10 protein-coding genes are annotated in these 11,262 nt (G+C 65.5%); 3 read left to right on the top strand and 7 right to left on the bottom strand.

All coding sequences use genetic code 11. From position 1 onward, the window contains the following. Nucleotides 1–151 precede the first annotated feature (151 nt). Together guaD and AC1DS0_RS11285 are read left to right on the top strand one after the other, a co-directional pair. On the top strand, nt 152–1,468 hold the full coding sequence (gene guaD / locus AC1DS0_RS11280; protein WP_476814425.1) for a guanine deaminase: 1,317 nt from the start codon (nt 152–154) through the stop codon (nt 1,466–1,468). A 54-nt stretch (nt 1,469–1,522) separates the two neighbouring features. Next, nucleotides 1,523–2,545 (top strand): nucleotidyltransferase family protein, encoded by a 1,023-nt coding sequence (locus AC1DS0_RS11285; protein WP_476814426.1) that lies wholly within the window; start codon nt 1,523–1,525, stop codon nt 2,543–2,545. A 19-nt stretch (nt 2,546–2,564) separates the two neighbouring features. Here AC1DS0_RS11285 and AC1DS0_RS11290 read toward each other — a convergent pair whose 3' ends face one another. Together AC1DS0_RS11290 and AC1DS0_RS11295 are read right to left on the bottom strand one after the other, a co-directional pair. After that, nucleotides 2,565–3,422: a D-amino-acid transaminase gene (locus tag AC1DS0_RS11290; protein ID WP_476814427.1), complete on the bottom strand. Its 858-nt coding sequence runs from the start codon at nt 3,420–3,422 to the stop codon at nt 2,565–2,567. 103 nt (nt 3,423–3,525) lie between these two features. Continuing rightward, nucleotides 3,526–4,173 (bottom strand): CGNR zinc finger domain-containing protein, encoded by a 648-nt coding sequence (locus AC1DS0_RS11295; RefSeq protein ID WP_476814428.1) that lies wholly within the window; start codon nt 4,171–4,173, stop codon nt 3,526–3,528. A gap of 81 nt (nt 4,174–4,254) precedes the next feature. Here AC1DS0_RS11295 and AC1DS0_RS11300 point away from each other — a divergent pair, with 81 nt between their 5' ends. Further along, nucleotides 4,255–5,370 (top strand): branched-chain amino acid ABC transporter substrate-binding protein, encoded by a 1,116-nt coding sequence (locus tag AC1DS0_RS11300; RefSeq protein ID WP_476814429.1) that lies wholly within the window; start codon nt 4,255–4,257, stop codon nt 5,368–5,370. A 144-nt stretch (nt 5,371–5,514) separates the two neighbouring features. Here AC1DS0_RS11300 and AC1DS0_RS11305 read toward each other — a convergent pair whose 3' ends face one another. The 5 genes from AC1DS0_RS11305 to AC1DS0_RS11325 all read right to left on the bottom strand — a co-directional run. After that, on the bottom strand, nt 5,515–7,110 hold the full coding sequence (locus AC1DS0_RS11305; protein ID WP_476814430.1) for an ABC transporter ATP-binding protein: 1,596 nt from the start codon (nt 7,108–7,110) through the stop codon (nt 5,515–5,517). 1 nt (nt 7,111) lies between these two features. Further along, nucleotides 7,112–8,233: an ABC transporter permease subunit gene (locus AC1DS0_RS11310; protein ID WP_476814431.1), complete on the bottom strand. Its 1,122-nt coding sequence runs from the start codon at nt 8,231–8,233 to the stop codon at nt 7,112–7,114. A 3-nt stretch (nt 8,234–8,236) separates the two neighbouring features. Further along, nucleotides 8,237–9,157, bottom strand: coding sequence for an ABC transporter permease subunit (locus tag AC1DS0_RS11315; RefSeq protein ID WP_476814432.1), 921 nt, complete (start codon nt 9,155–9,157; stop codon nt 8,237–8,239). Between the two features lie 48 nt (nt 9,158–9,205). Next, nucleotides 9,206–10,837, bottom strand: a complete 1,632-nt coding sequence (locus AC1DS0_RS11320) for a peptide ABC transporter substrate-binding protein (RefSeq protein WP_476814433.1) — start codon at nt 10,835–10,837, stop codon at nt 9,206–9,208. A 173-nt stretch (nt 10,838–11,010) separates the two neighbouring features. Further along, on the bottom strand, nt 11,011–11,262 hold a 252-nt coding region (locus AC1DS0_RS11325; protein WP_476814434.1), incomplete at its 5' end, for a phosphate acyltransferase.

Raw genomic sequence — 11,262 nt, forward strand, 5'->3', positions numbered from 1 at the left:
CGGGGGGAAGGGGATATCGGCGAGCGATGCGCAGTCTGGTCCAACGGCCAGTCGAACAGATTCATGCCCTGAGATTAGACACGTTCGCGGCTTGGCCGGAAGCTTTGATTTGGTGCAGATATGATCGCGATTTGAGCCGGAGCGGCGAACCTTGAGCAAAGACGGTGCGACCTCGGCCCTGCGCGGCCGGCTTCTCTGGTTCGTCGGTGATCCGCACCAGGCGGGCGAGGCCGCGCATCGCTATGTCGAGGACGGTCTGCTGGTCATCGAGAACGGGCTGATCAAGGCTGCCGGCGAGGCCAAGGAGCTGCTGCCGACGCTGCCGGCCGGCACCGACATCGTCGACCATCGCCCGCATCTGGTCATGCCGGGCTTCATCGATGCACACATCCATATGCCGCAAACGCAGGTGATCGCCTCCTATGGCGCGCAGCTGATGGAGTGGCTGAACAAGTACACCTTCGTCGAGGAGCAGAAGCTGGCGCAGCAGGGCCATGCCGAGAAGCTCTCGGCCTTCCTGCTCGACGAATTGCTTGGGAGCGGGACCACCACGGCGGCCGTCTATTGCTCCGTGCACAAGCAGTCGGCCGAGGCCTTCTTCGCTGAATCGCACCGGCGCAACACCCGCATGATCGCCGGCAAGGTGATGATGGACCGCAACGCGCCGCCAGCGCTGACCGACACGGCCGAGAGCGGCTATGCCGACAGCAAGGAGCTGATCGGCCGCTGGCATGGCAAGGGCCGCCAGCTCTATGCGATCACGCCACGCTTCGCGGTGACCTCGACGCCGGAGCAGATGGCGGCCTCGCAAAGGCTGGTCGAGGAACACCCCGACTGCTTCGTCCAGACCCATATCAACGAGAACCGGGCCGAGATCGCCTTCGCCCGCGAGCTTTATCCCGATGCCGCCGACTATGCCGGCATCTACGAGGATTACGGCTTGCTGGGCCATAAGAGCCTGCTCGGCCACTGCATCCACATGACCAAGCGCGAATGGCGGGCTTTCGCCCAGCATGGCGCGATCGCGGTCTTCTGCCCGACCTCGAACCTCTTCCTTGGCTCCGGCCTGTTCGACTGGGCAAGGGCTCGTCACGAGGGCGTCAAGGTCGCGGTCGCCACGGATATCGGCGGCGGCACCTCCTATTCGATGCTGCGCACCATGGCCGAGGCCTACAAGATCCTGCAGCTGCAGGGCCAGTCGCTCTCGGCCTTCGAGGCGCTGTACGCGATCACGCTCGGCAATGCGGCGGCGTTGGGCTTGGGTCACCTGATCGGCTCGTTCGAACCGGGTCGCGAAGCCGATATCGTCGTGCTCGACCCCGCCGCGACGCGCGCAATGGCGCACCGGCTGGAGACGGTGCGTGACCTTGCCGAGGAGCTCTTCGTGCTGGTCACGCTCGGCGACGAGCGCAACGTCGTTGCGACTTATGTCGCGGGAGAGTTGGTCTCTGCATGTTCAACGAATTGAATTTTTGTTGAACATACACTAATGTCCAACAAAATCTGCGATTGTTGAACACGGATGACGCCCGCGGCCTATCATTCTTCGCTTGCCCATGCAGCCTATCATGATCTGCTGCGCTCGCTGCTCGACGAGGCGGTGTCGGCGGTTCGTGGGACGCCGACACGCGTGGAGCGGAATGGAAGGGCCTACTGGTACGACAGCTATCGCGTCGGCTCCGAGGTCAAGAAATCCTATATCGGCGAGGACAACGAAGCGCTTCGGCAGCGCCTCGCGCAGGTTCCGGCGCTTCGCGAGCAAACTACCGCTGCGCAGGCCAACCGGACCCGGCTGATCAGAATTCTGCGCGCCGAGGGGTTTCTTGGTGTCGATGCCGGGACAGGCAGCCTGCTGGCGGCAATGGCGAAGGCTGGCGTCTTCCGCCTAGGCGGCACGCTGGTCGGGACGGTCGCCTTTCGCCTCTATGAAGGCGAACTCGGCATCCGTTTCGGCCTCGACCAGGCGGCGCAGACCAATGACATCGACATAGCCAGCTTCGAGCGCCTGTCGCTGGCACTCGATGATGTGGTCGAGGAGGCGCTTCCGCGCCTGCTGGCGGGGTTTTCGTTTGCGCCTGCACCGGTGCTCGACGAGCGTCGTACCTGGCGCTGGAAACAGAGCCGCAGCGAGACGCTGGTCGAATTCCTGACGCCTGCTTTCACGGAGCGTGAGGAGCCGCGACAGCTGCCGGCTCTCGGCGTCCACGCACAGTCCCTGCATTACCTCAACTATCTGATCGCCGAACCCATTAAGGCCGCCGTCACCTATCGTGGCGGCGTTCTGGTCCAGATTCCACGCCCCGAGCGCTTCGCCATCCATAAGCTTATCGTCTCGGATCGTCGGCAGGGCGGCCCGGATAGTCTCAAGGCGGTGAAGGATCGCCGCCAGGCTGCCATGTTGATCGATGTCCTCACCCGCGACCGGCCCGGCGAGTTGCGGGAGGCCTATGCCGATGCGTTGGCGCGCGGGCCACGTTGGCGCGAGCGCCTTGCCGCTGCGACCGCGCGTATCGACGGTCTGGGCGAGCGGCTCGCGGCGCTGTGAACGCCGCGAGAACAATTGCTCAGCCGAGCACTCCGCCCTTGCGGGCGTGGTCGAGATAGATCTCGCGCAGCCGGATCGTCGCCGGACCCGGTGCGCCGTTGTGGATGCTGTGGCCGTCGATCGTCGTCACCGGCATGACCAGGCTGGTCGCGGAGGTGATGAAGGCTTCCTCGGCGTCGAGCGCCTCTTCCAGCGTGAACTCGCGCTCCTCGAAGGCAAAGCCGCTCTCGGCCAGGAAGGCGAGCACGGCCGTGCGGGTGATGCCGGGCAGCACCTTGTGTGAGAGCGGGCGCGAGATCAGCGTCTTGCCCTTGACGATCCAGGCGGTCGAGGAGGCGCCCTCGGTGACGACGCCGTCCTCGATCATCCATGCTTCCTGCGCGCCGTTCTCCGCCGCGAACTGCTTGGCCAGCACCGGGGCAAGCAGGTTGACGCTCTTGATGTCGCGGCGGGCCCAGCGCAGGTCCGGCGTGCTGACGACCTTGATGCCGGTCTTGGCCAGCGGGGTATTGGCGAACTGGCGCGCCTGCGTGAACAGGACCAGGGACGACTTGACGCCCTTGGGGAAGGGGAAGTCGCGATCGGAAGCGCCGCGCGAGACCTGCAGATAGATGCTGCCTTCGTCGAGCCTGTTGCGGGCGATCAGCTCCTGATGGATCGCAATGAGCTCGGCGCGAGAGCAGGGCAGGGTGAGACCGATTTCGCCGGCCGAGCGTTCGAGCCGTGCCAGATGCGCCTCGCAATCGACAAGCTTGCCACCGAGCACGGCCGAGACCTCGTAGATGCCGTCACCGAAGATGAAGCCGCGGTCGAAGATCGAGATCGTCGCCTCTTCCTCGGGAAGATAGGCGCCATTGACGTAGACGGTGCGGCTCATGGGGATGGTCTCATGCGGGAAGGACGGTTCTTCCTAGCCGAGCCGGAGGCGCGAAGCGAGATGGCATGCCGGCTTGCCGCTCAGCGTCGGATGCAGGGCGGCGCTAGCCTGTCGACTTCGCCTCGAAATGGCGCTGGCGGAAAGCGCGGACCTTGGCGCGATTGCCGCAGACCGACATTTCGCACCAGCGCCGCAGCCGGTTCTTGGTCGTGTCGAAGAACAGCCAGCCGCAATGATCGCCTTCGCATTGCTTGATGCGGGCGAGATTCTGCTGGGTCAGCACGGTGAGGGCCGACAGCGCGACCGGCCCGCGGATCGCCTCGCTCAGGGTCTGGCTAGCGTCCCAGCGCCAGACGAAGCCGTCGCCGAACGGCGAAAGCCTGGCGCAGGCGAGGCAATGCGCGTGGATGGCCGCGAGCTGCGTCCGGTCTTCTTCCGCCGGAGGCTGGCGGCGGCTGAGCGCGGCGCCGATCCGGTAGATCGTGTCGCGCAGGTCGAGGGCCTCGGTGAGCAGGCGCGCCGCCAGTCCGGCATCGGCTGCGACCGCGGCCAATGCGGCGTCCCGGTCGCTGTCGCTGATCGCCTTGGCATGCCGCGCCCAGATCACGACGTCACGCCCCTCGCGCAGATGCTCGAGCTGATTGGGGCCGCCGCGATCCGAGGTGGTGTTGGTGAAGTCGAAGGCGAGCTCGCTGGCGACGAGCGGCAGCGAGCCGGCGCGGCTGGGGCCGCCTGTGCGATCGGTTGTCATGTAACCAGCTATCTCAGATTTACAGGTTAAAGCAAGCGACGTAGCGTCCGGCCACGGCTCTGACCGTGGAGGAGAACGGATATGAGGATCAATCTGATCGCGATGCTCGCCGCAGGCGCATTCGCGATGTCGCATGGCGCAGCGCTGGCGCAGGTCAAGCTCGGCGTCGCTGGCCCGATGACCGGCGCGAGTGCCGCCTTCGGGGCGCAATTGAAGAACGGGGTCGAGCAGGCGGTGGCCGACATCAATGCCGCCGGCGGCATTCTCGGCCAGACGATCGCGCTCTCAAGCGGAGACGATGTCAGCGATCCCAAGCAGGGCGTCTCGGTCGCCAACAAATTCGTCGGTGACGGCGTCAAGCTCGTCGTTGGCCACTTCAACTCCGGCGTCACCATGCCGGCGTCCGAGGTCTATGCCGAGAACGGCATGCTGATGATCAGCCCGTCGGCCACCAATCCGAAGATCACCGAACGCGGCCTCTGGAACGTGTTCCGCACCTGCGGCCGCGACGACCAGCAGGGCGTCGTCGCTTCCGGCCATATCGCCAAGACCTTCAAGGGCAAGGTCATCGTCGTCGTCCACGACAAGACGACCTATGGTCAGGGACTCGCCGAAGAGACCCGCAAGGGCCTGCACGCCGCGGGCATCAAGGAAGTGCTCTACGAAGGCGTCAACACCGGCGAGAAGGATTTCTCGGCGCTGGTCTCCAAGATCAAATCGGCCAAGGCCGACCTGCTCTATTGGGGCGGGCTGCACACCGAACTCGGCCTGATCGTCCGGCAGATGCGCGATCAGGGCCTGACGACTGTAGCGATGGGCGCCGACGGCATCACCTCCGACGAATATGCCGTGATCGGCGGCCCGGGCACCGAAGGCACGCTGATGACCTTCCCGCCCGATCCGCGCCGGCGCCCCGCTGCGGCCGAGGTCGTGAAGCGCTTCGAGGCCAAGGGCATCAATCCCGAGGCCTACACGCTCTACTCCTATGCCGCGGTCCAGATCATGAAGCAGGCGGCCGAGCAGGCTAAATCGCTCGATCCGAAGAAGATCGCCGCCGCGATGCATTCGGGCATGACCTTCAAGACTGTGCTCGGCGACATGTCCTATGACAAGAAGGGCGACCGCACCAACCTCGACTACACCGTTTACACCTGGAAGAAGGGCGCGGACGGCAAGATCAGCTATGTCGAGAACTGAAGGCCGAAGCATTTTCGAGCGAAGTGGGTACCGGTTCGCGTGAAGAAAATGCGATAAAACAATACTCTAGCCGGTGTCGGTGGCCTCCCCTGGCCGGACACCGATAGGGCGCCGCTTCGCTCCAGCGAGGCGGCGTTTTTCGTCTCAGCACTTCAGCGCCGCCGCGATCAGGCGCTGGGTATAGTCCTGCTGCGGTGTCTTGAAGATCGCCTCGGTCGGCCCACGCTCGACCACTTTGCCGTCCTTCATCACCATGATTTCGTCCGCCATGGCGCGGACCACGGCGAGGTCGTGGCTGATGAAGAGGTAGCACAAATCATGCCTCGCCTGCAGGTCCTTGAGCAGGGCGACGATGCTCTGCTGCACGGTCCGGTCGAGCGCCGAGGTCGGCTCGTCCAGCACCACCAGCGCCGGATGCAGGATCATGGCGCGGGCGATCGCGATGCGCTGGCGTTGGCCGCCCGAGAATTCGTGCGGATAGCGGTTGCGCAAAGCGGGGTCGAGGCAGACTTCGGTGAGGGCTGCCGCCGCCCGCCGCTCGCGCTCGGTACGCGACAAGGCGGGCTCATGCACCAGCAGACCCTCGGTGATGATCTCGCCGACGGTGAGGCGCGGCGAGAGCGAGCCGAACGGATCCTGGAAGACGACCTGCAGGCTGCGGCGCAGGGGCCGCATCGCGGCACGGTCGAGCGGGGCCAGGGCCCGGTCCTCGAAGCGGACGGTTCCGGAGGAGGGCAGGAGCTTGAGCAGCGCGCGTCCGAGCGTCGATTTGCCCGAGCCGGATTCGCCGACGATGCCGATGGTCTGGCCGCGCCGCACGGTCAGGTCGATACCGTCGACGGCGCGCAGCGTCAGCTTCTCGCGCTTGAAGAAGCCGCGCGACAGGTCGAAGGAGACGCGCAGGTCGTGGGCTTCAAGCAGGATGGGCGCATCCGGCGGCGGAGGCTCCTTGTGGCCATGCGGCTCGGCTGCGAGCAGCGCCCTGGTGTAGGGATGCTGCGGCGCTTCGAATATCGTCTGCGCCGGGCCGCTCTCGACGACTTCGCCGGCCCTCATCACATAGACGCGCTCGGCATATTTTCGGACGAGGCCGAGATCGTGGCTGATCAGGATCACCGCCATGCCGAGCCGCTGCCGGAGCTCGGCGATCAGCGCCAGGATCTCGGCCTCGATCGTGACGTCGAGCGCGGTCGTCGGCTCGTCGGCGATCAGGATGTCGGGATCGTTGGCGAGCGCCATTGCGATCATCACGCGCTGGCGCTGCCCGCCGGAGAGTTCGTGCGGATAGGAATCGAGCCGGCGCTCCGGATACGGAATGCGCACCAGCTTCAGCAGTTCCAGCGCCCGCGCCCGCGCGGCCTTGCGCGACAGGCGCTGATGCTTGCGCAACGGGGCCGCCATCTGCGTGCCGATCCTGAACAGCGGATCGAGCGAGGTCATCGGCTCCTGGAAAATCATCGCGAGCTTGCGGCCGCGATAGCTGTTCAGGACTGCGGGCGGCAGCGTGAGAAGATCGACCTCGCGGTAGCGGATCGCGCCGGAGACCTCGCCATTGCTGGCGAGGAGGCCCATCGCCGCCATGACGCTCTGGCTCTTGCCGGAGCCGGATTCGCCGACGACCGCGACGAACTCGCCTGGGCCGACATCGAGGTCGATGCCGCGCACCGCCTCGCACGGGCCGTCATTGGTGCGGAAGCGGACCTTGAGGTCGCGGACTGCGAGGATCGGTTCGTCCGCCATCTCACCGATCCCTCGGATCGAGCGCGTCGCGCAGGCCGTCGCCGAGGAAGTTGAGCGAGAACAGCGTCGTCACCAGGAAGGCCGCTGGAAAGATCAGCATCCACGGCGTTGCCTGGATGGCGCGGGCGCCGTCCGAGATCAGCACGCCCCAGCTCGTCATCGGCTCCTGCACGCCAAGGCCGAGAAAGGAGAGGAAGCTCTCCAGCAGGACCACCTTCGGCACCAGCAAGGTGACATAGACGATCACCGGCCCGAGCGTGTTGGGGATGACATGCCGCTTGAGGATACCGCCGGTCGAGACGCCGAGCGCCTCGGCCGCCAGCACATAGTCCTGCCGCCTGATCGAGAGCGCCTGGCCGCGGACGATGCGGGCCATGTCGAGCCACTCGATCGCGCCGACCGCGAGGAACATCAGGATGAAGTTCCGGCCGAAGAAGACGACGAGCAGGATGACGAAGAAGATGAAGGGCAGGGAATAGAGCACGTCGACGATGCGCATCATCACCATGTCGATGCGGCCGCCGAGATAGCCGGCGGTCGCGCCATAGGCGACGCCGATCACCAGAGCGACGCCGGTGGCGAGCAGGCCGATGGCGAGCGAGACCCGGCCGGCGATCAGCGTGCGGGTGAGCAGGTCGCGGCCGTTGGAGTCGGTGCCGAACAGGAAGTATTGGCGCTTGATCGGGACCTCGAGGGAAAGCCGGCAACCCTCCTGCTCGTTGGCGGTCACCACCGGCGTGCCGAACTGGTCGGAGCGGTTGAAATAGACCAGCAGGCGCTGGTCGATCGGCCGCTGCGCGGCCAGGACGAGCCGGACGCGGTCATCCTGCGCGACGACCTCGCTCGGCGTCGCCCTGATACGGGAGGCGATGCGCTGTACCGCGCCGGGCAAGGCCTCTGCCTTGGGATAGGCCGAAAGACTGGCGGGGACGCGGACATAGTCCTGATAGACCCGGTCGTAAGGATGCCCGGTCAGCAGCGGGCCGACGAGGCAGGCCAGCGTCATCAGCGCCAGCACGATCAGGCTCGCCACAGCGGCGCGGTTGCGCAGCAGGCGGATGCGGGCGTCCTGCCAGAGTGAGCGGCCGATGGGTGGGGTGGGGCAGGCGGTCGTGTCGCTCATCGCTCACTCCAGCCTGACGCGCGGGTCGAGCAGCGCATAGAACACGTCGACGACGAGGTTGAAGAGCAGCACGAAGATCGCGACGACGACCACGGTGCCCATCACCAGCGTGTAGTCGCGATTTAGCGCGCCTTCGACGAAATAGCGCCCGATGCCGGGAATGCCGAAGATCGTCTCGACCACGACCGAGCCGGTGAGCAGGCTTGCCGCCGCCGGGCCGAGATAGGAGACGACCGGCAGCGCCGCGCCGCGTGCCGCATGCAGCGCGATGGTCGTGGTCGAGAGGCCCTGGGCCCGTAAGGTGCGGATATGGTTGGCGCGCAGGGTCTCGATCATCGCCGCGCGCGTCATCCGGGCGATCACGGCGATCTGCGGCAAGGCGAGCGTCACGATCGGCAACAGGGTGTTGCGGAAGGCGCCGCCATTCCAGCCGCCGACCGGCAGCCAGGCGAGCGTGAGCCCGAAGACGATCTGCAGCACCGGCGCGACGACGAAGTTCGGGATGGTGATGCCGGCGGTGGCGAAGCCGATCACGGCATGATCGGCCGCGCCGTTCTGGCGAAAGGCTGCGAGTGCGCCGAGCGGGCCGCCGATCACGAGCGCGAGCAGCAGCGCCGAGGCGCCGAGCCGCATCGAGACCGGCAGCCCCTGCGCGAACAATTCGCCGATCGAGAAATCGCGGAAATAGAAGGACGGGCCGAAATCGCCACGCAGCAGGGCGGCGAGATAGGTCAGGTATTGCTGGAACAGCGGCTGGTCGAGCTTGTAGATCCGCCGCAGGTTCTCCATCACCTTGGCTTCGAGCGGCTGTTCGAGATCGAACGGCCCGCCCGGCGCGACGCGCATCAGGAAGAACGAGAGCGTCACGATCACGAACAAGGTCGGGATCGCAGCGGTGAGACGGCGCAGGATGTAGGTGAGCACGGGCTTGATTTCAGGCCTCTGGCCGGTCCGGCCAGAGGCCCCTGTCTGCTATGGCTTCAGGCTCATGAACCGCGTCGGCAGCGCGCCGCGCAGGTTCTGCTGGAAGCCCTGGAGCTTGGGCGAGACCAGGTTCTTCGAGGAATAGTAGAGCACCGGGATCCAGGGCACCTCGGCGGCGAGGATCGCATCCGCCTCGCGCAGGATCGCGGCGCGCCTGGCGATGTCGACTTCTTCGGCGCCCTGTTTCATCAGCGCATCGAATTGCGGGTTGTTGTACTTGCCGGAGTTGAAGCCGGTGTTGTCGCTCTGGAACAGGAACAGGAAGTTCTGCGGGTCGGAATAGTCGCCGATCCAGCCATAGCGGGCGATGTCGAAGTCGCCGCCGTCGCGGAGCAGGGCGAAGTGCGTCTTGCCGTCGGTGTTGATGAAGCTGGTCTCAACGCCGATCACCTTCCATTGCTCGGCGATGGCGATGACGGTGCGGCGGTTGTTGTCGGTGGTGTTGTAGCGCAGTTGGACCTTGAGCGGCACGCCGGGCCCGAAGCCTGCGGCGGCGAGCAGCTTCTTCGCCTCGTCCTCGCGGTCGAGCGGGGAGGCGCCCTTGAAGTCGGCTTCGGCCCGCTCGCCGTAATTGCCGATATTCGGCGGGATCACGCCATAGGCCGGCAGCATGGTGCCGCCCCAGATCTCCTCGGCGATGAATTCGCGATCGATCACCAGCGACAGCGCGCGACGCACCCGGACGTCGTCGAACGGCTTCTTGGCGGTGTTGATGATCAGGAAATAAGTGCCGAGATAGGGCGAGATCCGGACCTGATCCTTGCCGAGCTTCTCGCGCAATTGCTGGACCTGGTCGGCCGGAATGTCCGATGTCATCTGCAGTTCGCCGGCCTGGAAGCGGCGGGCGGCGGCGGAGAAGTCGGGCGTTGGATAGTAGATGACCGTGTCGATCTTGACGTTCGCGGCGTCGTGGAAGTTCTTGTTCTTCTCCAGCCGGATATGCGAGTTCGGCACGAACTCCTTCAGCGTATAGGCGCCGTTCGAGACCCAGTTCTCCGGCTTGACGAAGTCCTTGCCGAATTTCTGGACGGAGGCCGGATGGACCGGCAGCCCGGTCTGGTGCGTCAGCAATTCCAGGAAATAGGGGGTAGGCCGTTCCAATGAAATCTCGAGCGTGCGCTCGTCGAGCGCCTTGACGCCGAGATCCTCGAGCTTGGCGCCTTCGCTTGCCTTGTTGATCTTCTCGGCATTGCGGACGGGATAGAGGATGTTGGCGTATTTCGCCCCGGTCTCCGGATTGACCATGCGCCGGAACGAGAAGACGAAATCATTCGCCGTGACCGCGTCGCCATTCGACCATTTGGCGTTGGCGCGCAGCTTGAAGGCGTAGCTCTTGCCGTCCTGGGCCATGGTCCAGCTTTCGGCGACGCCGGGGACGACCTCGCCGTTGATGTGATGGATCACCAGGCCTTCGGAGAGATCGCGCAGGAGATGGGCTTCGCTGACCGTCGAGGTCTTGTGCGAATCAAGTGTCTCGGGGTCGCCGTCATTGCCGCGATGAAACACGACCTGCGCCAGGGCGCCGCCGGCAAAGCCTGCGAGCGCAAGAAAAAGGCCGCTCGCCAGCGCGAGCGGCCGGATGGCGCGCCGGAATCCGGATTGACGGTGGGTCGCACACATGAGCGCTCTCCGAACGTTTCGCACGGGCCCCTTTCCCGCTTCTGAAACGAAGTATGAGCCTATCGCGCGCTGCCCGCCAAGAGCGAAAAGGCGGTATCGACTGCTGAGCTTAAGTCACTGGCCGGCTTTCGAAAGCTGGCTCAGAAACGACTTCAGCAAGGCCTCTCCCAGGGTCAGCCGGCGGCTGCGCGCCCTTGCGCCTCCGCGACGGCGACGGCGGTCATGTTGACGACGCCGCGTGCCGTGACCGAGCCGGTGAGGATATGCACCGGCTTGGCGGCGCCGATCAGGATCGGGCCGACCGGGAGCGCGTCCGCCAGCACCTTGGCGAACTGGTAGGCGATGTTGGCTGCGTCGAGATTGGGGAAGATCAGGACGTTGGCGACGCCCTTCAGCTTCGAGGACGGCAGCACCCGGTCACGGAT

Source organism: Allobosea sp. P4_H5 (genome assembly GCF_056400825.1).

What these genes read in the sequence shown, in the direction of transcription:
- AC1DS0_RS11285 (WP_476814426.1), top strand. Translation starts at nt 1,523, where the DNA reads ATGACGCCCGCGGCCTATCATTCTTCGCTTGCCCATGCAGCCTATCAT.
- AC1DS0_RS11290 (WP_476814427.1), bottom strand. Translation starts at nt 3,422, where the DNA reads ATGAGCCGCACCGTCTACGTCAATGGCGCCTATCTTCCCGAGGAAGAG.
- AC1DS0_RS11295 (WP_476814428.1), bottom strand. Translation starts at nt 4,173, where the DNA reads ATGACAACCGATCGCACAGGCGGCCCCAGCCGCGCCGGCTCGCTGCCG.
- AC1DS0_RS11300 (WP_476814429.1), top strand. Translation starts at nt 4,255, where the DNA reads ATGAGGATCAATCTGATCGCGATGCTCGCCGCAGGCGCATTCGCGATG.
- AC1DS0_RS11305 (WP_476814430.1), bottom strand. Translation starts at nt 7,110, where the DNA reads ATGGCGGACGAACCGATCCTCGCAGTCCGCGACCTCAAGGTCCGCTTC.
- AC1DS0_RS11310 (WP_476814431.1), bottom strand. Translation starts at nt 8,233, where the DNA reads ATGAGCGACACGACCGCCTGCCCCACCCCACCCATCGGCCGCTCACTC.
- AC1DS0_RS11320 (WP_476814433.1), bottom strand. Translation starts at nt 10,837, where the DNA reads ATGTGTGCGACCCACCGTCAATCCGGATTCCGGCGCGCCATCCGGCCG.